We start from the raw sequence: 20,503 nt of genomic DNA on the forward strand, positions 1-20,503 counted from the left end.
GTCAATTCATGCGAGAAATCATTCTTATATCATTTTTGGGACCTGACCAGCCTAATCAATTTACACGATTAATGCAGGTACTGTCCGTACATTCTTTACAAATTTTGGATGTTGGACAAGCCGTCATCCACAACCAACTGACTTTAGGTATTGTTGTTTCTTCAGATGACCAAACTGCTACAGCATTAGCCATGAAGGAGATCTTGATTCTAGCACATGATATTGGTTTAACTGTGCGCTTTAAACCAATCTCTACAGCAGAATATGATCAATGGGTCAGCGAGGGTGGGCAGACCCGTTATATTGTGACTGCACTTGCACCAGAATTAACCGCATCTCAATTACAAGCAGTCACCAATATTGTGTCTAACCAAGGCTTTAATATTGAAACTGTAACCCGTTTGTCGGAACGTCCAAAGTTAGCGGGTCAAGCTGACGGGCCGAAACGCTCTTGCGTACAATTTGGTTTGAAAGGACAAATGCTGGATGCCACGGCAATGCGTGCAGCTTGCCTGCGTTTATCGACTGAACTTAATGTCGATGTCGCGGTTCAAGAAGACAATGCTTACCGTCGTAACCGCCGTTTAGTCTGCTTCGACATGGACTCTACCCTGATTGAACAGGAAGTGATTGATGAGCTGGCGATTGAGGCAGGCGTAGGGGAGCAAGTTGCTGAAATTACTGAACGTGCCATGCAAGGTGAACTTGATTTTCAACAAAGCTTCCGTGCCCGTGTCGCCTTATTAAAAGGAATGGATGCTTCTGTTTTACCTCAAATTGCAGAACGTTTAACCGTGACTGAGGGCGCAGAACGCCTGATTTCAACCTTGAAAGCATTGGGTTATCGAACTGCTATTCTTTCTGGGGGCTTCCAGTATTTTGCTGAATACCTGCAAGAAAAATTAGGAATTGATGAAGTTCATGCCAATTGTCTTGATGTTGCTGATGGCATGGTTACAGGCGAAGTCAAAGGCCATATTGTCGATGGTGCGCGTAAAGCGTTCCTGCTGCGTGAACTTGCTGAACGTATGGGTATTTCACTTGAACAGACCATTGCGGTGGGGGATGGTGCAAATGATTTACCCATGTTATCTATAGCCGGTTTAGGTGTGGCATTCCGTGCAAAACCTTTGGTTCGCCAAAATGCAAATCAGGCCATTTCTAGCGTAGGTTTAGATGGTGTATTGTATCTACTTGGTGTACATGATAAAGATTTGAGTCGTGCTTAATTTTTCTCCTAACTGTTGAAGTTTATTGACAAAACGCGACATTGATGTTGCGTTTTTTATTCTAGAAATAGTTAAAAATACGATGAGCGGCTGAGTTAAATTGCTGATAAAAACGACAATCAATCCATTCGTTAAAAATATTTTTTTAATATTTTTAACGCGTGTTTTTTTTGTAATGACACGGCAAGTCCGTACCCATCTCACTTCCAGAAAAAGTTAAAAATAAAAAAATGTAATGACAAAATAATATTGCGACAAGGTGTGTCGCTTTATGAAAATACAAGACTTTTTTTCTTTAAAAAACTACGCATAATGCTTGCATAGAGATTGATATAGACATATTCATCATTTATTTAACGGTATCGGGAATCAGGTTGAGACAAACATTCAATGTCGAAACCTTATCTTAGACGGAGGTTTTTATGGTTACAGCGAATTTAGCAACCATCGTAGGCTTAAGCTTGATTGCGGCTGCTTTGATAGCTGTTTTCTTCTCGCCTTATCGTCGTTTGTTAAGCTTTATGTTTGCAGGCATGCTGTTTTGGGGATTGATTGAAGTTGTCCGCTTCGGTACACAAGCAATATTTGAATTACCTATAACCTATAGCTATCTTACGGCATCAATGTCGGCAATGATGGTCGTCGCCATGCTTTTGATACGTGAAGATCGTCGTGCAGAACGTGCTTTGACTGAACGTCGTTGTATTGAACATACACCTGTATATGAAGAAGATCAGCAGCACTGCTCAAGCCGTTAAATTCAAGTATCCAAGAATTCTAAAAAATGTGCCTAGAGCACATTTTTTTGTTCCTTCAATATTGTTATACAAAGCCTTACTTCAAGAAACATAAGTTATGTTAGGATAAGTCGTCAATTTTCCAACAATTACAATAGGCTTAAATGTCATGAAACTATCTTCGATTCCTGTCGTAAAATTACCACTGGTCGATGTAAGCACGGATCCGCTTGATTTATTGGTTGCGGGTTTGGCTTTGCGTATGAAACAGTTGGCTCGTACCAGTCCAAAATTTATTGAGTTAGTTCATGAACGTCAGTTTCGTATTCAAATTGGTACAGATTTAGGCGTTGCGCGTCAAATTCTGGTAAACAATGGACAAATTGATACTGTATCTGGCGATGCCGAAAAAGCTGACTTTATTTTACAGTTTGCAGACAGTGAGCAAGGCGTAAAAACTTTGCTGAAAGGTGATCCTACAGCTTTCATGACTGGCATGCAAAATGGCACGATTAAAATGGAAGGGGATTTTGGGCTTTTGGTGTGGTTTAACAAAGTAGCCAAATTGATTCCACCAAAATTACCTAAACCAGTACAAGAAAAAGTGAAATGGGTGCGTTCATTTATTCGTGAAAAAACCGGAAAATAATATTTTTTATTGAATATTAAGTTCTTATTGATAATAATGCCCCCTATTTTTAGGGGGTATTTTATATGAAAATTTTTCTAACGACAGCTTGCTTAGCGGCAACTTTAACAATGACCGGTTGTGCGAGCATTTTTTCTGGTTCAACTCAGACACTAACTTTCAAATCAGTTCCAGATACAGCGAATATTACGATTACCAATAAATCAGGGGAAAAGATTCATACTAGCTCAACTCCTGCTACTGTAACTTTAAAACGTGGTAATGGTTACTTTAAACCGGCTGGTTATGAGATAACTTTCTCGAAAGAAGGTTTCCAAACTAAAACTGTGCAAGTAAAAGCGACAGTAAATGGTTGGTACATTGCAAATATTATTTTTGGTGGTTTAATTGGATTCCTTATTGTTGATCCTGCAACGGGTGCAATGTATACCTTATCTCCTAGCGATATAAACAGTGTATTGGATCCTGCGCAGCTGTCTACGACAAAAAATAAAGGTTATCAATCGCTCACCGTTATGCTGGTACAGGATATTTCAGTAGATATAATGAAACGCGCTAAATATATTACTACATTATAAAATTAAAAAGCCCTCATTCGAGGGCTTTTTAATGACTGAGGTTTTGCGCAATTTATTCAACTTCTAGATTAAAGGTCACGGGTCCATCATTGAGCAAATGGACTTTCATATCGGCTGCAAAAATGCCAGTTTGCACATTTTCAAATTGAGTTTGAGCATAAGTGACCAATTGTTCATAAAGCACTTTGGCTTCACTTGGCGGCATCGCGGGTCCAAAGTCAGGACGCAAGCCTTTTTGTGTTTGCGCCATCAAGGTGAATTGAGAGACCAATAATAATCCGCCACTCGCTTGGCTGACATTCCAGCCCATCTTGCCTTGTTCATCATCAAAAAAACGATATTTCAGGATCTTGTCGATCAGCTTTTTGCCTTTTTCAAGATTATCTTCTTTGCCTAGACCCAGAAATACCAAAATACCGTGTTGGATTTCACCAGTGGTTTCACCATTGACCACGACTTTGGCTTCTAGGACACGTTGTAATAAGGCTCGCATAATTTAACCAGATCAGTTATTTCAAATTTGCTGTGAATTGTAGCAAATACACGCTTAATAGCTTTAAAAAGTCGTAGTGTGTAGATGTGGATTTAAAAAATCTCCATAAATAGATCAAGATGAATGTACCTTTTAATATCTGTGCTTTAGTAACACTCGTTAAAAATGAGGGTAAAGAAACTGTTAAGCATAATTAGAAGGATTGACCAGGAGTAAATTTTGTTTTAGCCCTTGATGTATGAACCTTAATTTATTTAATAGTTTTCAGCATTTACCAAAACATTAGTTTTATAGTGAAAAAAATATGCTTTAATGCGGATAGTTGATAAAAACTGAAAGTGATATGTCCGCAATCATCCATTCATTATTAGATACCGACCTGTATAAATTCACCATGTTACAGGTGGTTCTGCATAAATTTCCTCAAACTCATAGTGTTTACCATTTTCGCTGTCGCAATTTAGAAGATACTGTTTATCCACTCACGGATATTCTGGATGATTTAAATGAGCAGCTTGACTATTTATGTCAGCTCAACTTTAAAGAAGATGAGTTGCAATATTTACGTAGCTTGCGTTTTATTAAAAGTGACTTCGTCGATTACTTAGAATTATTCCAACTGAAACGACGCTTTATTAAAGCCAGTATTGATGATCAAGGCCGTCTGGATATTTGGGTTGAAGGCCCGATGGTTCAGGCGATGATGTTTGAAATCTTTGTGTTGGCGCTGGTTAACGAATTATATTTCCGTCGTATCCGTACCGATGAGGTTTTGGCTGAAGGTGAACGTCGTTTACAGGCCAAAGTGGCTTTGCTTAAAAAGTACGAACAAGAGCAGAATCCGAATGATCCACCATTTTTAGTATCCGACTTTGGTACTCGTCGTCGTTATAGCTATGCTTGGCAGAAACATGTGATTACCCAGTTTCATCAGGCCTCGCCGTATATTTTCCGTGGTACCAGCAATGTGCTAATTGCCAAAGAATTGGGAATTACTCCTATTGGCACCATGGCCCATGAGTTCCTGCAAGCCTTCCAAGCCTTGGATGTACGGTTACGCAATTTTCAAAAACTGGCCCTAGAAACCTGGGTACAGGAATATCGCGGTGACTTGGGAATTGCCTTGACCGATGTGGTCGGGATGGATGCCTTTCTACGTGACTTCGATTTGTATTTTGCCAAACTGTTTGATGGTTTGCGTCATGACAGTGGCGATCCCTACGAATGGGGTGACAAGGCCTATGCCCATTACAAAAAACTTAAAGTTGACAGCAAAAGCAAGATGCTGACTTTTAGTGACGGGCTGAACCTGGAAAAAGCTTGGGATTTGCATCAGTATTTTAAAGATCGTTTCCAGGTGAGCTTTGGTATTGGCACCAATTTGACCAATGATTTGGGGCAAACGCCACTGAATATTGTATTGAAACTGGTGGAGTGTAATGGTCAATCGGTGGCTAAAATTTCCGATAGTCCTGGAAAAACCATGACCGATAACGATACTTTCCTGGCTTATTTACGTCAGGTATTCCAAATCACTGAAACTAAATAACAGTGACTTTTCTATAGCTGATTTTTTGCTAAAAGAATGCAAAAAATCAGCATAATAGTGAAAATGAGTTGTGCTAAGATCGTGAATGTTGATCTGAATAAAACTCGAAAAAGTATGACTGTTTCTGTATTTAATTTTGGTCTGCTCATTGAAGCAGAAGACCTCTTGCCACATTTGGGTAATGAGAAATTACGTATTGTCGATTTAAGCCGTAGTTCTGTTTATGATCAGCTGCATATCCCGCATGCGATTCATGTCAAGCCTAAACAGCTGCTTCGCCAAGAAGAGCAAGCCTCGGGTTTACTTCCCGATATTGAAGGCTTACAAGCACTGATTGAATATTTGAATATTTCTCCAGAGCATCACGTTGTTGCCTATGATGATGAAGGCGGGGCATGGGCAGGACGCTTGATCTGGAATTTGCATTGTCTCGGCTTTGAAAATACCAGTTTGCTGAATGGCGGTATTCATGCATGGTTGGCTGCAGGTTTTCCAACTTCTTCAGAGGTCGAAAAATTAGCGCCTGTTGCACATTTGGTTGAAATTAACCAGGCTCAAATTGATCTGTACCGTATTCAATACGCAGAACTTTTAGAAAAAGTAAAAAACAATAACATCCAAGTGTGGGATTGCCGTACTGAAGATGAATACACCGGACTTCGGCTTGCAGCGCGACGCGGCGGTCACATTCCAAATGCCCGACATTTTGAATGGAGTACTGCCCTTAACCGTGAAAATCATTTAAAATTACATCCTTTAGAACGTACCCAACAATGCTTAGAACAATTGGGATTCAATTTAAATGAACCTGTGGTGGTATATTGTCAGTCACATCACCGTTCGGGTTTAGCTTATATTTTGGGTCGATTACTCAATTGGAATATTCAGGCTTATGATGGTGCGTGGAGTGAATGGGGCAACCGCCTCGACAGTCCGATTATTACCGGGGAGTTACCGTCTTGAGTTTCGCATCACGATTAAAAAAACAAATTTTTATTCAAGCCCAACGTGTTGTGCCACAACACCAGTTATCACGTGTGGTGGGGAAACTCGCGGCCAGTGAAAACCCGATTGTCAAAAATACCGTGATTCAGGCTTTTAAAGCCCAATATGGTATTGATATGTCAATTGCTGAACAAAGTGATGCATTGAAATATAAGTCTTTCAATGAATTTTTTACTCGTTCATTGAAAGACGGAGTCCGCGCGATTGACGATCATCCCAACAGTATCGTTTCACCTGCGGATGGTGCAATTTCACAATTGGGCAAAATCAAAGATGGCGATATTTTTCAGGCCAAGGGTCAAAGCTTTTCAGTTGAAAAATTAATTGCCGATCCACAACTGGCTGAACCGTTTAAAAATGGCCAGTTCGCAACCGTGTATTTATCGCCTAAAGATTATCACCGTGTGCATATGCCTTTTGCGGGAACTTTAACTGAAACTTTATATGTACCCGGTGAGTTGTTCTCGGTGAATCAAACGACTGCGGAAAATATTCCGGGTTTGTTTGCACGTAATGAACGTATGGTGTGTCTGTTTGATACTGAACTGGGACGTATGGCTGTGGTTTTAGTCGGTGCCATGATTGTTGCCGGTATTGAAACAGTGGCGACAGGTAAGGTGAAACCCACAGGTCGTCTGGAACTCAATCAACATAATCTATTCCTTGAAAAAGGTGCAGAGCTGGGTCGTTTCTATTTGGGTTCTACCGCGGTGATTTTGTTTGAACAAGATAAAATGGCTTGGGATGCGATGTTTAAAGCGAACTCAGTCGTAGTGATGGGTGAAGCTTTGGGGCATACGGTTTAATAATATTCTTCCTCTCATAGCAGGAGCTTAGGTAGAGGGGCTTTTACGTACAGCCTTTTCCGTTGCGAACTCAGAATATATTCTGAGGATCCTCATCTCCTGGCAGGAGATGGAATTTAAACTATAAAAAAAGCGCCTCATTTGAGACGCTTTTTTTATGAATTCAACTTAACGTTTAACCACAATCGAATCAATACCACTGCGTTGTAAAGTTTGCTGGGCTAGGATTGCAGCTTCAGGCGAATCGTAAGGACCGGAAATTACCCGATACCAAGTTTGCCCATTTTCAACCGATTTAACCACATCGGCAGATAAACCATTCAAAATAATTTCAGCGCGACGAGCATCCGCACTATCTGGATCAGCATAGCTACGAACTTGAAGAATATAACTTGGCTGATGGGCAACCGGAGCTTCAGCGCTTTCAAGGCCTGGCTCAGTAGCTTCCGTGTTAACTGTCGGTTTTTCTTCAGGCGCTTCAACAATCACGACAGTTTCTGATTTTTTAGTTTCAGGCACTGCCTGATCAGGAATAGGCGTGACTTGTTGCTGAGGCAATAAATCATAGAAACGATAGTCTTTGTTGGTATCTTCTTGGTAATGTTCAGAATTAATCTGATTCTTCGGCTGAACCGGTGCCCACGGTTTCCATAGCATTAGAGCTACAGCAAAACTCAGCACGATTAAAATGACGACAAGTGTTCCAAGCCATGCCGGAATCAATGGCTTCTTAGGCTTGTTCGGTCGCTCAGATACACCGCGTTGCGTTTTTCCAAACACGTGGGACTTCCTTTTGTTCTAATTACATTGAGGTAGGGGCAGATACACCTAATAATTCTAAACCATTACGTAAGACTTGTTGTACATTTACTGAAAGTAATAAACGGGCTTGCGTAAGGTCGGCATCATTGTTGAGTACTTTATGCTCATTATACCAACCGTGAAATAATGCTGCCAATTCTTTCAGATAGTTACCGACTTGATGCGGTTCGTAACTGTTAGCTGCCCGAATTACAATTTCAGGATATGCGGCAAGCTTGGCTAAAATTTCAGTTTCAGCATCAAGATCCAGTTTCGCTGCAAATTGACGTGCATTTACGGCATCAAAATTCACATGAGTAGAGGCTGCTTTCTCTAACATACGGCAAATACGTGCGTGGGCGTATTGAATGTAATACACCGCATTGTCTTTGCTTTGTGACACTGCAAGGTCAAGGTCAAAGTCAATGTGCTGTTCAGATTTACGCATTACATAATAGAAACGCGCTGCATCATTGCCGACTTCTTTACGCAAGTCACGTAAAGTGACGAACTGACCTGAACGAGATGACATTTGTACCATCTCGCCGCCACGCCATAGGCTGACGAACTGAACCAAAAGCACAGTGAGTTTTTTAGAGTCATAACCCATCGCATCAATCGCAGCTTTGACACGTGCGATATAACCGTGGTGGTCTGAACCCCAGATATCCACGATATCGGTATAGCCACGTTGTAATTTATTTAAGTGGTATGCAATGTCAGATGCGAAATACGTGGTTTGACCATTACGGCGTTTGACTACACGGTCTTTTTCATCGCCGAATTCAGTCGATTTAAACCAGATATTGCCGTCTTGTTCATACAAGAAACCGCGTTGATCAAGAGTTTGAAGCGCTTCTTCAATTTTATCCGTCAATGACTCTTCACTGAACCATTGATGGAAGGTTACACCGAATTCGCCAAGGTCATCTTTAATGTCATCAAGAATGGCTTTTAAAGCCGCTTGTAAAAATACGCGGTAGCCTTGACCAATTAATTGTTGTGAATTGAAGATCAAACCATCGATATGTTTTTCTTTATCGCCTGAAAGCACAACCTTGTTACCATCTGCATCAAGTTCAGCTGCAAATTGCACATCTTCAGGCACGTCTTTATAGACATCCGCAACAGGGCGTACATAAGCATCCCCATCTTTGTCGATAATGCTTTGTGCGATTTCTTTAACGTAGTCACCTTGGTAAGCATTTTTAGGGAATACCAGTTCTTGACCGGTTAATTCTAAATAACGCAAGTATGTGGATGTTGCCAGGATATCCATTTGACGGCCGGCATCATTGACATAATATTCGCGGTCAACTTTTGCACCCGTTGCTTCAAGCAAGTTGGCCACCGTCATACCATATGCTGCACCACGACCATGACCTACGTGTAGGCTAGAGGTTGGATTTGCAGAAACGAATTCGACTTGAATACGTTTTTCAGCGTTGGCCTGGGTACGACCGAATTGATCCTTTTGCGCTTGGATCTGATCAAGCACAGTAAAGCGTTGGTCGGCATTTAAAAAGAAATTAATAAAGCCAGGGCCAGCAATTTCTGCTTTACTGATATCAGAAACTTCAGGAAGACTGGCGAGGATTTTTTCCGCGAGATCACGAGGCTTCATGCCAGCAGCTTTAGAACCGATCATCGCGATGTTCGAGGCGAAGTCACCGTGGCTTCGGTCTTTGGTTCGCGTTAAGTTGCCACTGTTATTAAAGTCGGATGGGAGTACACCTTCAGCTTGAAGAGATTGCACTGCATGTTCGAGAGCTGCTTGGATTGCCGTATTCATAATCAGTCGAAAAATAAACGTCGCGGAAAAACAGCAAATATAGCAAATTTCATCGTCTTTAGGTGAACCCATTTGTATTGAATAAATCTTGTCCGACAGTCTACCTAAAGGGGCAGAAGATAAAACAAGGAAAAAATCCCAAAAAGCATGATTTATGGCATATTGGAGGGCTTAAAAGAATGAACAGAACAGACAATATGCGACCTGAACGCCCAACGATTATCGGAAATATTCCCAAACTTCCAGCAAAATGGGCCACGGTGGTGATGCCGTTTATTTTATCTGGACTGATGAGTGGCATTATTTCCTTGATTAATATGCTGCGTAATCTGGGTTGGAGTGATGGTTTTATGAATTTATGGTTTCACAACTGGATGATTTCTTGGGCTTTTGCTTTTCCAATTGTATTAATGCTTTTACCTTTAGTCCGTAAATTAACTGCCAGACTGGTTGATCTATCAGATTCGAATGGGCCGAAGTAATTTTGTCCTTTTAGGCTATAGTCTGTTCCCATCTTTCTACTTTTTTCGTTTGAAAGATTTATAGTTTAGAGACCTTAAAAACTTGAATGATTTTAACAAGCATATTTTGCTTATTGAGCAAAGTCTGCTGTAATTTAAATACCTGAATCAAACTAAAGCATCACATCAACCAAAGCGCGAATAATCCCAAGCACCAAACCAATAAATGCCCCCACCACCACACCATTGACGCGGATCATGTGCAAGTCGCCACCGACTTCATTTTCAATTTTGTCGATCATTTCCCGCGAATCCCATTCATGAATGCGTTCGCTTATAAACCGAATCACTTTTTCACTGTACTGGTCACTCAAATTAACTGCAATTCCACTCATCCGGTCATTGAGTAATTCACGTACTGCCGGGTTGGAAATGATATTTTCCCCCACTTGCTGAATAGCGACACGCAGGTTTTGAGCAATACCTGAATCGTCTTTTAATAAGTCAGCTTTAATGGCATCACAAAGAATGACCACAGCCCCACTAATAAAATTCAGCACTTGCGGGCTGTCCAGCAAGGCATCTTTGGTGCTGTTTAAACGATGACTGGCACTACTTTCATCATCTGCCAGTTCCAGCATCAATTGATGACCCATTTCTTCAATTTTTTGACGCCACGGATGTTCCGGGTCGGCAAGCATCGATTCTACTCGTTCAACCAGTGAGTCGATGGTACGTTGCTGTACATCAATTCCAATCCAGCTTGCACCTTTCGCCAGTTTCCATACCCCTAACTCTTTGAATAAGGTACGTGTCAGTTGACGGGTTTCTTCCGGATGTGACATTACCCATTCATGCGCAAGATCGAGTCCGCGTTGTAAGACATCTTGATGAAAATCATTTTCCAAAACCGCGCGCAGCATTTCACTGGCCAAGGTATTGATTTGGGTATTGCGCACCCATTGCACGCTATTATTTTGAATAAAACGTCCAATTTGTTCCTGTCCCACGAATTCAAAAATTTTCGGTACAGTTTGCTGAATGACTTGGGTGACTTGAGCGTTATTTTCAGGTTTGGCTAACCATTGTCCAATGGCCAGACTAAGATCGGTATTGTGCAGGCTTCGCTTCACCACCTGCGGCGATAAAAAATTTTCCTGTACAAAACGTCCCATTGATTCTGCAATACGGGCTTTATTGCGCGGAATGATTTCGGTGTGATCACGCATGAATTTGGGAATCGGCATTTTCCCAAACGGGTTACGGAACAGCACGGTAATGGCGTACCAGTCGGCTAAACCGCCCACCACACCTGCTTCGGCAGCCAGCATGAAAATATGAATCAGCCAGACATATTCAGGAAGTAGTTTGGCCACCACCATCAACACTAACCAAGTCAGAATCGCCAAGATTAGAGCAATGGTGGCAAAGCGTTTACTGCGTTGCAAACTAGGTGGAGGAGTTACTTCCGCTGGAGTCATGCAATATTCCTGTTAATAGGGGAGATCGGTTATTTTTTTGGTGTCACGACTGGAGGCTGTAAAACTTGTCCAGTCGGGCTAAGTCCGTATTTTTGCCCTAACGATTGTAAAATTAAATAGGCATCGAAGGCATCATTTGGTGCTTTTTTCTGATCTTTATAACATTCAATAGTATAGGAAACCTCTACTGGGTCAATATTCACTACGCGCGGCATATCATAAAATGGATCAGGCCAGAAACCAGGATAACGGCTGTAATAGCCGTATGGATAGTACATTGGGGTGGAGTAGACCACAGCTTGTCGTGGGGCTTGGCTACGATTACTTGGATCATTCAGGACTTTAAAATAGCGAAATCCGTTTTGTAGGGTGGTTTGAGCTGCTTTGACCAAGGTGATTTCCTCGGCTGTCCCAAAACTCATGTTGGGACGTGCCTGGAAACTGATGCGATAGGACTGTGAATTTAAAGGGATATTACTGAATTGACCTAATTGGTCAAAAGTCAGCGGTTTGGAAGGTGTGGTTGCACAGCCAGAGAGGGCAATTGCCGCCACTATGCTGAGGCCCATAATGCTATTTTTCATGTTAAACCTCCATACCAATTTACTGTGCGAGGGAGGAGACACAATAAATGTTTAGAAACTGCTGTTGGGTTGGGTTAAAAATTCGAGCTCTTCTGCAGTCGAGGTACGCGCTAAAATTTGATTACGGTGCGGATAGCGCCTGAAACGGTCAATAATTGCTTTATGCATTTTCTCGTAATCCAGATTCATGGGATTACCCAGTCGTTGAAATAATTTTAACGCGAATTCATGGATGAATTTCGATTCACTGTGCATAAACGGCATATATAAAAACGCACGTTGTTCTGGACTTAATTGTTTATCCAAATCCAGGCTAATTGCTTCTTGGGCAAGGGTCAGTGCCAAAGCATCTTGGGCAAAGGCTTGCGCTTGATCCCGGAACAAATTTCGTGAAAATTGGTCCAGTACAATAATTTCAGCCAGGCGGCCTTCGGCAGTTTTTCGCCACGACCAAAGCTCGGCTTGTGCTGCTTGCTGGTGAATATCACGAAACTTTTGATTAATTAATCCATCAAAATCATCACTTTTTACAAACCATAAAGGCTGTGTTTCGGGGTTAAACCAAAAGTCCAGAATATCCTGATAATTCATAATATTTACAATTCCTTAGCACTTATTATTCAATACAATCACAAATTGTAGGTGTCTTATAGAGTAACTTTGTGATAAAAATTTGCCAGAAATAAAATCGACATTTGCTTGAAAACTATACTCGGTTTAATGTGACAGTCCAAAATCACGTTATACTGCTATAAACTGATGATTTTATTTTAGTAGTTCTATTTAGTAGTTATCTTCCGATAAGCGAGATTGTAATGAGTCAACCCGAATCGACCTCTCAAGTTGTATTACCAGCTTGGGTGGATTCTTCGCTGTTTAAAGGCATGTTGCGCGGTATTGAGCGCGAAAGCCTGCGTATGCAAAGCAATGGTTTTTTGTCGCAAGCATCGCATCCAAAAGCACTCGGGTCGGCTTTAACACATCCGCATATCACCACAGATTATTCAGAAGCTTTGATGGAGTTTATTACTCCGCCACAAGACAGCATTAAAAAAGCATTGCATTATTTAGAAGATATTCATGCGATTGCCCATCGCTATTTAGAAAATGGTGAAAAACTGTGGCCATTGTCGATGCCATGTATGCTCGATGATGAGGAAAACAATATTCGTTTAGCACAATATGGCACCTCCAATGCGGGCCGTTTTAAGACGTTATATCGTCATGGCTTAGGCGTGCGTTATGGTCGTCGCATGCAGACCATTTCAGGGGTGCATTATAATTTATCATTCCCTGACCAAGTGTTTGAAGCGCTGCAACAACAAGAAACTGACGACACACTAAAAAGTTTAACTTTGCAGGATTATCGCAGTCATCGTTACTTTGGTTTAATTCGTAACTTTATTCGTTTGACCCCCTTGGTAATGTTCCTGGTTGGGGCCAGTCCCTCAGTGTGCCAGTGCTTTATGACTGGACGTGAACATCACTTATTACCTTTATTAAAAGGAACCTTGTTCCTGCCATATGCGACAGCACTGCGCATGGGTAATTTTGGTTATCAGAATTCTGCCCAGAAAGAATTGGGCATTCACTACAATAACCTGTCCGGTTATTTAGAGGGATTGCAAAAAGCGGTAAAAACGCCTTATGCGCCGTTTAGCCGTTTGGGTCTAAATGATGAACAGGGCGAGCCGATTCAAATCAATGACCATGTGCTGCAAATTGAAAATGAATACTACAGTTTAGTCCGTCCGAAACAGGTGCCTCAAGCTAGGGAAACCCCCTCTGAAGCGCTTGAGAAGCGTGGGGTGGGCTATGTCGAACTGCGTGCCGTAGATGTCAATCCCTATAGTCCGATCGGGATCGATGAAAACACAGCGGCATTCCTGGAAGTGTTGGCATTGTATTGTTTATTGCAAGATAGTCCGGATTTACTGGATCAAGAACAAGAACAGATTGAGCGTAATCAGACTGAGGTGGTGAATCGTGGTCGTGCGCCAAATGCATTGATTATTGATGCAGCAGGTGAACATGCCATTGAAGACTGGTCACGTACTCAGCTTACAGCAATGCAACCTTTGGCTGATTTGCTGGATGCGACTTATAGTACCAATCTGTATTCAGCTGCATTGGCGATCATGCTTAAACGCATTGATGAAGTGGATGAAACTCTGTCTGCACAAGTGATTGCCGATACTTTAGAAAATGGTGGCACATGGAACTTTGGTAGTTTTATGGCACAACAACATGCAACGACCTATGCGCAGCATCAATTAAGCCCGGATACAATGTCTTATTTTGAGGGGCTGGCTGAGCAATCTTTGCAACAACAACAGCAACTCGAACAAGATAGCAGTCTCAGCTTTGAGCAATATCTTGCCGATTATCGATAAAAATTAAGAGGATTCACCATGCAATGGAGTTATCGCTTCGTGAGTGGTTTTTTGTTTTTGGCCAGCGTCATTGGAATGGCGTTTGCGTTATATCTGGAACACGTACAAGGGCTTGAACCTTGTCCATTATGTGTGTTTCAACGCATTGGCCTGATTGGCTTGGGGGTTGTTTCTCTGGTCGCTTTTTTACATAACCCGAACTCAAATGTGGTTAAACGTATTTATGCCTTATTGGGTTCAATCAGTATTCTCTGGTCGGCAGGTGTGGCAGCGCGTCATGTCTGGCTACAAAATTTGCCACCCGATCAAGTTCCCAGCTGTGGTCCAGGCTTGGATTACTGGGTAGAAACTTTGCCTTTAAAGTCGGTGTTTGAACAAGTACTGACAGGTTCAGGCGAATGTGCCAAAGTAGATTGGACTTTCCTAGGGCAATCCTTGCCGGTATGGTCGCTGTTATTCTTTGCGATGTCGGTTTTACTCAGTCTGTGGCAATTGTTGCGTAGCTATCCATTTGTAACGCATAAACCTATCAAGAAGAAATAAAAAATCTCATAAAAAAGCCAACTTTAAGTTGGCTTTTTTCTTATTCGTTTAAGTCAGCGCAATACCCGATAAATCTTCTAATTGCAGCCTGTATTCATGCACCTGTTCTTTCACTGGTTCATCTTGTGGCGGATAAAACCATTTCGCAATTTGTTCAGCCACACTGGCATGATAGTGCAGTTCAAAATGATTTAAGCCATAGAAAATAGCTTTATGCGATTCAGGCACTTTCAATTGAAACCGTGGATTAGGATGTTCGCCTAAAGCACTTTTAATACTGACCAGATAATCACCCAATACATTTAAAGGGCGATTTTTTCTACTCTCATAGGCAATGGAGGCAGCAACGAAAAAAGTATTGATATGGGAAGGCAAGGGAGCAGGTTTACGATTGTCATCCATCCCCCCAATCCGGGCATGATTATGTTCCCAGTCATCATCACGTACGCTGCCATAACGTAAATCTAAAATGCCGTTACTGCGAATATTGACGATATGTCGAATAATTTTTACAAAGGGGAAGTGTCCCAGTTTATCCTGCATGATAAAACCAAAACGTTCTAAAACCGCACCATGATGCGGTGACCCTAAACAGACCAGATTTTCTGTCAGGTGTATCCATGGATACATGTTCTGTTTGCCATAAAACAAGGCGCTACGTAAGACCAGGCCGCCCATACTGTGACCGATTAAATCAATACTGGTAATCAATGGGTTACGATGAATCAAATCTTCTAAAGTATTGGCAAGGCTACGTCCATTGGCAGAGATACGTCGTCCGGTATTGTAGTTCAGGTAGAGCATGGTTTTATTGCCACGCTGTGCCAATAACTTCTCTCCAATACCGCCATATTGATGCGTTGACCAATCTAAATGGTTTAAGCATAAGCCATGCACAAAAATTACCACCCGACCGGATAGATCACCTTTTTGCAGTTCACCGTAGTGATCGTATAACACCATCGGCAGGGCAAGCGGGTTTTGATATTTGAGTAAATAATCCCCCAGTACCCCATTTAAGACACCGATTAAAAAGTGTAGTGAGGGTGTAAGCGGTTTATCATGTAATTTTGGATATTTTTCAATAATCTGGCGTAAACTTGGTGCAAATACATAAAGTCCGGAATTAAGCAAAGTATCGTAGGAGAACTGGTACAGTTTTTCAATGTAAGGGATTCGCTGTAATTTTTTCGAGCGTTGTTCACTCATGCCAAATAGACTGATCATGATTTCGCGTTGAATCACCTGAATCAGATCTTGTACCACATCCCCTAAGCGGGTCGTGACCAGTTGAGCCAGACCTTCTAATACATCGGCTTGGCTGGGTGGAGTACGATCCCATCTACAATAGGTTTCATGCAATGGTGTTAAACTTGGCATTTTATCCTATCCTTTTTCCAATCATGTTCCACAGGCACTTTATTTTTTCTTGAGATCCGGGTATAAATTCTTAGATTTTAATCTTCTAGGGTTCATCTCGAACAGCTTTTACAATAACGAGAATTGTGTTTTAGTTGTAATTTTTTTGTCTGACAATTCCTGTAAAATGCAAATTAAAACGAATTGTTAAAGTCGTTCTCATTTTAGAATAAATCAGATTCATTTAAATTAATATGAAATAAAAAACGATGAACATTATTTATTTACATGGATTTCAAAGTAGTAGCTTGTCCATAAAAGGGCAACAGATTAAAGCATTTTGCCAGCAGCAGAACAATTTTGTGGTCTATTTACCTGATTTAAATATGCCACCCAAACAGGCTTTAGCTTATGTTTCGGATATGATTGCAACTTTAGATCAAGTGGTCCTCATTGGAAGCAGTCTTGGAGGCTTTTATGCGACACAACTGGTCGCAAAACATGGGGTGCCGGCTGTTTTAATTAATCCTGCCATGCGACCATGGCAACTGTTTCATAATTTGTTTGGCAGCGAGCAGATTCCCTATAAGGTGAATGCCCAATGGACTTTGGATCATACACAACTTGATCAACTGCGGCAGATGGCGGTTCCATTTGTGCAAGATGCAGCCAAAATTTTGGTGTTACTGCAACAAGGCGATGAAGTTTTGGATTATCGTGAAGCACAGCGCTATTATAGCAACGCTTCACATCAGTCTATGATCATCACAGAAACGAATGGCAAGCATGCGATGGACAATTTCGCAGACAAAATACCAATGGCATTACAGTTTTTATCGGATTGTATAAAATAAGGAAACAGTACAACGTGTCTCAATATACGGCTCAATCACTTGAAGTTTTATCTGGTTTAGATCCGGTTCGTCGTCGTCCGGGAATGTATACCGATACCACTCGTCCAAACCATTTGGCACAAGAAGTCATTGATAACGCTGTGGATGAGGCACTTGCAGGGCATGCCAATAAAATTACCGTGACGGTGTATAAAGATGGATCTTTGTCTGTCGAAGATAACGGCCGGGGGATGCCTGTCGATATTCACCCTGAATATGGCCAAAGCGGGATTGAAATTATCCTAACCAAGCTGCATGCTGGCGGTAAATTTAGCACCGACAATTACCAGTTTTCAGGTGGTTTGCATGGTGTGGGTATTTCGGTAGTAAATGCCTTGTCAAATCGGATTGAAGTTGAAGTTCAGCGCCAAGGCAATGTCTATAAAATGGCATTTGAGCATGGTGAACCGGTTTCACAGCTGGAAGTGTTTCAAGGTAAAGCACCCAAGCGTGCTTCAGGCACCAGGGTTCATTTCTGGCCAGATACAAAATATTTTGATTCACCCAAATTTGCCTTAAAAGCGTTAAAACATAATTTAAAAGCCAAAGCCGTTTTAGCGGCCGGCTTACAAATTGTGTATGTCGACCAAATTAATAACGAAAAAATTGAATGGCAATTTGAAAATGGTCTGGTCGACTATTTGATGGATGAATTGCAAGATCGCGAGATTATTCCATGTCCTGCTTTTGTGGCGACTGGAGAAGCAGAACGTGCCAGTGCAGAATTTGCAATTTGCTGGAATACTGAAGGCGGTGAACAGGTTCAGGAAAGTTACGTTAACCTGATTCCCACTGCACAAGGGGGTACCCATGTGAACGGTCTTCGTTCAGGTGTCACGGATGCCATGCGCGAGTTCTGTGAACTGCGTAATTTATTGCCGCGTAATTTAAAGCTGTCTGCGGAAGACGTTTGGGATGGTGTGAATTACATTCTGTCTTTAAAGTTTCAGGAACCACAATTTTCCGGTCAAACCAAGGAACGTCTTTCAAGCCGTGAAGCATCAAGCATTGTACTGAATATCGCCAAAGATGCTTTTGCACTGTGGTTGAATCAAAACTCTGATACGGCAATGCAGCTTGCTGAAATGATGATCGCCAAAGCTGGTCGTCGTTTAAAAGCGGCTAAAAAAGTTGAACGTAAAAAAATTGTGGCAGGGCCAACTTTGCCGGGGAAACTGTCCGATTGTGTCGGTCATACGCTGGATGAATCTGAACTGTTTATTGTGGAAGGAGATTCTGCCGGGGGTTCTGCCAAACAAGCGCGGGATAAAAATTTTCAAGCAATCATGCCGATTCGCGGGAAAATTTTGAATACCTGGGAAGTGGCATCTGATGAAGTTCTAGCTTCTCAGGAAGTACATAATATTGCCATTGCGATTGGTGTAGATCCTGGCAGTGATGACCTTTCAGAATTACGTTATGGCAAAGTGTGTATCCTTGCTGATGCCGATTCAGATGGTTTACATATCGCGACGCTATTATGCGCATTGTTTGTAAAACATTTCCCCACCTTGGTTGAAGAGGGGCATTTGTATGTTGCCATGCCGCCTTTGTTCCGGATTGATGATGGCAAGGATGTCCATTACGCACTGGATGAAGACGAATTGGAATCAATTCTGAAGAAAACCAAAACCAAAACGCCGCAAATTACCCGATTCAAGGGGTTGGGGGAAATGAATGCCAGCCAACTCCGTGAAACGACTTTAGACCCGGATACGCGCCGTCTGGTACAGCTCGATTTAGATGACATGCAATTTACTGCAGGATTACTCGATAAGTTGCTTGCCAAGAAGCGTGCCGGTGATCGTAAAGAATGGCTCGAACAAAAAGGTAACCTGGCAGATTTAGTGGTTTAAGCATTTATAAAAAAAGCCCCCAAAAAGGGCTTTTTTATTAGATTTCCACACTTTCTAACCACAGAAAATAACCACCGTATTGGCTTGTCCTAAATTCTCCGCCCATGGCTTTGCCTTGTTCTGTGAGTAAATGTTTGCCATTTTCATTGAGGGTTAAAAATCCTTTTTCAATAAACTTATCTAATAAATCAGCAGTTTTTAATTTATGTTTTGCCGCTAATTTTGATGAAGTTAATTTAGTTAAATGATCAGTGTCCTCATCGTTTTTCTCTTCAACCTGAGCTTGTCCTGTTTTTACTTCATCTAATGAGATTCGAAGTTCATCACTGATGCGAATAATGCGCTGAGATTCTTCATAAGCATCTTTAAATACTTCATCATCTTCATATTTACGAATTAAAATACCCATTTCATTATTATTCACTTGACTAAATTCGTAGAGATTTAAACTTGAAATAATGCATTCCGATTCATTCATATAACATTTTGCATGCAGGTTTTTACAAAAGCTGAGGCGTACATAATCAAGTTTTTGCATCCATTTGATTTCATCAGGATGTAAATCACTTTTTCCATAAACAATCCGGATATCAATTTTTAAACGGTTTTTGTCTTCTAAAAGTTCTTTAATACGGTCGTTTAAACGCAGATAAGGACTGATTAAGATGAGTCGCTCTTTTGCATTTGTTTAGCAGTAAATAAACAAACTTAAAGCATTATTTTCAGAAGATTGAATAGTTTAATACTTAATCGAGTATCAGCTGCATCAACACTAAATCGCGCCATTGTCCAAATTTTTGTCCTACTTCAGGCATATAGCCTGTGTGCTTAAATCCTAATTTCTCGTGTAAAACAACAGAAGCTTTATTTTCATGATCAATCGCCGCGACCATGACATGAATATGATGCTGTTTTGCATGGTCAATCAGTTTCAGCATTAAAGCTTTACCTAAACCTTGTCTGATAAAGTCAGGATGAATAAACACAGAATGTTCAACAGTATGTTTAAAGCCGTGAATTTGACGAAATGAAGAATAATCAGCGTAGCCTGCAATCTGTTTAGTCTCTAAATCTTCAGCAACCAATAAAGGAAACTGTTGAGCGGCGAGATTTTTAAACCAGTGATGAAAATCATCTAAAGATTTTTCCTTGTCATTCCAGGTTGCAGTTCCATTTAAAATTTCAGCATTATAAATATTCAGTATCTGTTCTAGATCTTGTGTTTGAGCGGGACGTACTTGAAAGTCCATTACATATGCCGAATGAATAAATAGAGGTTTTATTTTAGAAATAA

The 20,503-nt window shown here is 41.2% G+C and carries 20 protein-coding genes and 1 pseudogene; 12 read left to right on the plus strand and 9 right to left on the minus strand.

The window, feature by feature from the left end; translation table 11 throughout:
* The first annotated feature begins 8 nt into the window (after positions 1 to 8).
* From serB to AC3CAU_RS03565, 4 genes are all read left to right on the plus strand, one after another.
* The gene (gene serB, locus AC3CAU_RS03550) at positions 9 to 1,229 is read left to right on the plus strand and encodes a phosphoserine phosphatase SerB (protein WP_131216903.1); all 1,221 of its coding nucleotides are present in this window, start codon (positions 9 to 11) and stop codon (positions 1,227 to 1,229) included.
* Positions 1,230 to 1,651: 422 nt separating this feature from the next.
* Complete coding sequence (gene aciT / locus AC3CAU_RS03555) at positions 1,652 to 1,987, plus strand: ciprofloxacin tolerance protein AciT (RefSeq protein WP_447053790.1); 336 nt, start codon at positions 1,652 to 1,654, stop codon at positions 1,985 to 1,987.
* Between the two features lie 148 nt (positions 1,988 to 2,135).
* Complete coding sequence (locus AC3CAU_RS03560; protein WP_447053789.1) at positions 2,136 to 2,615, plus strand: SCP-2 sterol transfer family protein; 480 nt, start codon at positions 2,136 to 2,138, stop codon at positions 2,613 to 2,615.
* 65 nt (positions 2,616 to 2,680) lie between these two features.
* Complete coding sequence (locus tag AC3CAU_RS03565; protein ID WP_447053788.1) at positions 2,681 to 3,193, plus strand: hypothetical protein; 513 nt, start codon at positions 2,681 to 2,683, stop codon at positions 3,191 to 3,193.
* Positions 3,194 to 3,245: 52 nt separating this feature from the next.
* On the opposite strand, the gene dtd is transcribed toward AC3CAU_RS03565, so the two are convergent.
* Positions 3,246 to 3,686, minus strand: a complete 441-nt coding sequence (dtd, locus tag AC3CAU_RS03570) for a D-aminoacyl-tRNA deacylase (RefSeq protein ID WP_447053787.1) — start codon at positions 3,684 to 3,686, stop codon at positions 3,246 to 3,248.
* Between the two features lie 343 nt (positions 3,687 to 4,029).
* Between dtd and pncB the strand changes: the two genes are divergently transcribed.
* From pncB to asd, 3 genes are all read left to right on the plus strand, one after another.
* Positions 4,030 to 5,235: a nicotinate phosphoribosyltransferase gene (gene pncB, locus AC3CAU_RS03575; RefSeq protein ID WP_131216896.1), complete on the plus strand. Its 1,206-nt coding sequence runs from the start codon at positions 4,030 to 4,032 to the stop codon at positions 5,233 to 5,235.
* A gap of 114 nt (positions 5,236 to 5,349) precedes the next feature.
* Positions 5,350 to 6,198: a sulfurtransferase gene (locus tag AC3CAU_RS03580; RefSeq protein WP_447054347.1), complete on the plus strand. Its 849-nt coding sequence runs from the start codon at positions 5,350 to 5,352 to the stop codon at positions 6,196 to 6,198.
* Positions 6,195 to 7,046: an archaetidylserine decarboxylase gene (gene asd / locus AC3CAU_RS03585; protein WP_447053786.1), complete on the plus strand. Its 852-nt coding sequence runs from the start codon at positions 6,195 to 6,197 to the stop codon at positions 7,044 to 7,046. The genes AC3CAU_RS03580 and asd overlap by 4 nt, the downstream gene beginning before the upstream one ends.
* A 168-nt stretch (positions 7,047 to 7,214) precedes the next feature.
* Here the strand turns inward: asd and AC3CAU_RS03590 are convergent, their stop codons facing one another.
* Together AC3CAU_RS03590 and argS are read right to left on the minus strand one after the other, a co-directional pair.
* Positions 7,215 to 7,826, minus strand: coding sequence for an SPOR domain-containing protein (locus AC3CAU_RS03590; RefSeq protein ID WP_447053785.1), 612 nt, complete (start codon positions 7,824 to 7,826; stop codon positions 7,215 to 7,217).
* Positions 7,827 to 7,848: 22 nt separating this feature from the next.
* Positions 7,849 to 9,639 (minus strand): arginine--tRNA ligase, encoded by a 1,791-nt coding sequence (gene argS / locus AC3CAU_RS03595; RefSeq protein WP_131216888.1) that lies wholly within the window; start codon positions 9,637 to 9,639, stop codon positions 7,849 to 7,851.
* A gap of 197 nt (positions 9,640 to 9,836) precedes the next feature.
* On the opposite strand from argS, the gene AC3CAU_RS03600 reads away from it, so the two are divergent.
* Positions 9,837 to 10,121, plus strand: coding sequence for a DUF2798 domain-containing protein (locus AC3CAU_RS03600; protein WP_131216984.1), 285 nt, complete (start codon positions 9,837 to 9,839; stop codon positions 10,119 to 10,121).
* Between the two features lie 152 nt (positions 10,122 to 10,273).
* Here AC3CAU_RS03600 and AC3CAU_RS03605 read toward each other — a convergent pair whose 3' ends face one another.
* From AC3CAU_RS03605 to AC3CAU_RS03615, 3 genes are read right to left on the minus strand one after another with little or no spacing between them, the layout of a single operon-like run.
* Entirely contained in the window at positions 10,274 to 11,581 is a 1,308-nt protein-coding gene (locus AC3CAU_RS03605; RefSeq protein WP_131216886.1) for a DUF445 domain-containing protein, read from the minus strand.
* Between the two features lie 29 nt (positions 11,582 to 11,610).
* Positions 11,611 to 12,165, minus strand: coding sequence for a CC0125/CC1285 family lipoprotein (locus AC3CAU_RS03610; RefSeq protein ID WP_131216884.1), 555 nt, complete (start codon positions 12,163 to 12,165; stop codon positions 11,611 to 11,613).
* A gap of 51 nt (positions 12,166 to 12,216) precedes the next feature.
* Entirely contained in the window at positions 12,217 to 12,756 is a 540-nt protein-coding gene (locus tag AC3CAU_RS03615) for a DUF924 family protein (RefSeq protein WP_131216882.1), read from the minus strand.
* A gap of 224 nt (positions 12,757 to 12,980) precedes the next feature.
* Between AC3CAU_RS03615 and gshA the strand changes: the two genes are divergently transcribed.
* Both gshA and AC3CAU_RS03625 read left to right on the plus strand, forming a co-directional pair.
* Positions 12,981 to 14,558, plus strand: a complete 1,578-nt coding sequence (gshA, locus tag AC3CAU_RS03620; protein WP_131216880.1) for a glutamate--cysteine ligase — start codon at positions 12,981 to 12,983, stop codon at positions 14,556 to 14,558.
* Between the two features lie 18 nt (positions 14,559 to 14,576).
* Entirely contained in the window at positions 14,577 to 15,101 is a 525-nt protein-coding gene (locus tag AC3CAU_RS03625; RefSeq protein ID WP_447053784.1) for a disulfide bond formation protein B, read from the plus strand.
* 48 nt (positions 15,102 to 15,149) lie between these two features.
* On the opposite strand, the gene AC3CAU_RS03630 is transcribed toward AC3CAU_RS03625, so the two are convergent.
* The gene (locus AC3CAU_RS03630) at positions 15,150 to 16,481 is read right to left on the minus strand and encodes a PGAP1-like alpha/beta domain-containing protein (RefSeq protein ID WP_447053783.1); all 1,332 of its coding nucleotides are present in this window, start codon (positions 16,479 to 16,481) and stop codon (positions 15,150 to 15,152) included.
* 248 nt (positions 16,482 to 16,729) lie between these two features.
* Here AC3CAU_RS03630 and AC3CAU_RS03635 point away from each other — a divergent pair, with 248 nt between their 5' ends.
* Both AC3CAU_RS03635 and parE read left to right on the plus strand, forming a co-directional pair.
* On the plus strand, positions 16,730 to 17,314 hold the full coding sequence (locus tag AC3CAU_RS03635; protein WP_447053782.1) for a YqiA/YcfP family alpha/beta fold hydrolase: 585 nt from the start codon (positions 16,730 to 16,732) through the stop codon (positions 17,312 to 17,314).
* Between the two features lie 14 nt (positions 17,315 to 17,328).
* A complete protein-coding gene (parE, locus tag AC3CAU_RS03640; protein WP_131216873.1) occupies positions 17,329 to 19,209 on the plus strand; it encodes a DNA topoisomerase IV subunit B in 1,881 nt (626 codons plus the stop codon).
* Between the two features lie 37 nt (positions 19,210 to 19,246).
* On the opposite strand, the pseudogene AC3CAU_RS03645 reads toward parE, so the two are convergent.
* Positions 19,247 to 19,894: pseudogene (locus AC3CAU_RS03645) on the minus strand (phospholipase D family protein); the annotation flags it as partial.
* A gap of 61 nt (positions 19,895 to 19,955) precedes the next feature.
* Complete coding sequence (locus AC3CAU_RS03650; RefSeq protein ID WP_131216871.1) at positions 19,956 to 20,459, minus strand: GNAT family N-acetyltransferase; 504 nt, start codon at positions 20,457 to 20,459, stop codon at positions 19,956 to 19,958.
* Positions 20,460 to 20,503 lie beyond the last annotated feature (44 nt).

The organism is Acinetobacter sp. GG23 (genome assembly GCF_057766365.1).

Coding starts and splice junctions, on each gene's coding strand:
- AC3CAU_RS03600 (WP_131216984.1), top strand. CDS start 9,837: ATGCGACCTGAACGCCCAACGATTATCGGAAATATTCCCAAACTTCCA.
- AC3CAU_RS03580 (WP_447054347.1), top strand. CDS start 5,350: ATGACTGTTTCTGTATTTAATTTTGGTCTGCTCATTGAAGCAGAAGAC.
- AC3CAU_RS03635 (WP_447053782.1), top strand. CDS start 16,730: ATGAACATTATTTATTTACATGGATTTCAAAGTAGTAGCTTGTCCATA.
- AC3CAU_RS03630 (WP_447053783.1), bottom strand. CDS start 16,481: ATGCCAAGTTTAACACCATTGCATGAAACCTATTGTAGATGGGATCGT.
- AC3CAU_RS03615 (WP_131216882.1), bottom strand. CDS start 12,756: ATGAATTATCAGGATATTCTGGACTTTTGGTTTAACCCCGAAACACAG.
- AC3CAU_RS03560 (WP_447053789.1), top strand. CDS start 2,136: ATGAAACTATCTTCGATTCCTGTCGTAAAATTACCACTGGTCGATGTA.
- AC3CAU_RS03605 (WP_131216886.1), bottom strand. CDS start 11,581: ATGACTCCAGCGGAAGTAACTCCTCCACCTAGTTTGCAACGCAGTAAA.
- gshA (WP_131216880.1), top strand. CDS start 12,981: ATGAGTCAACCCGAATCGACCTCTCAAGTTGTATTACCAGCTTGGGTG.
- pncB (WP_131216896.1), top strand. CDS start 4,030: ATGTCCGCAATCATCCATTCATTATTAGATACCGACCTGTATAAATTC.
- AC3CAU_RS03650 (WP_131216871.1), bottom strand. CDS start 20,459: ATGGACTTTCAAGTACGTCCCGCTCAAACACAAGATCTAGAACAGATA.
- AC3CAU_RS03610 (WP_131216884.1), bottom strand. CDS start 12,165: ATGAAAAATAGCATTATGGGCCTCAGCATAGTGGCGGCAATTGCCCTC.
- dtd (WP_447053787.1), bottom strand. CDS start 3,686: ATGCGAGCCTTATTACAACGTGTCCTAGAAGCCAAAGTCGTGGTCAAT.
- aciT (WP_447053790.1), top strand. CDS start 1,652: ATGGTTACAGCGAATTTAGCAACCATCGTAGGCTTAAGCTTGATTGCG.
- argS (WP_131216888.1), bottom strand. CDS start 9,639: ATGAATACGGCAATCCAAGCAGCTCTCGAACATGCAGTGCAATCTCTT.
- AC3CAU_RS03565 (WP_447053788.1), top strand. CDS start 2,681: ATGAAAATTTTTCTAACGACAGCTTGCTTAGCGGCAACTTTAACAATG.
- serB (WP_131216903.1), top strand. CDS start 9: ATGCGAGAAATCATTCTTATATCATTTTTGGGACCTGACCAGCCTAAT.
- AC3CAU_RS03625 (WP_447053784.1), top strand. CDS start 14,577: ATGCAATGGAGTTATCGCTTCGTGAGTGGTTTTTTGTTTTTGGCCAGC.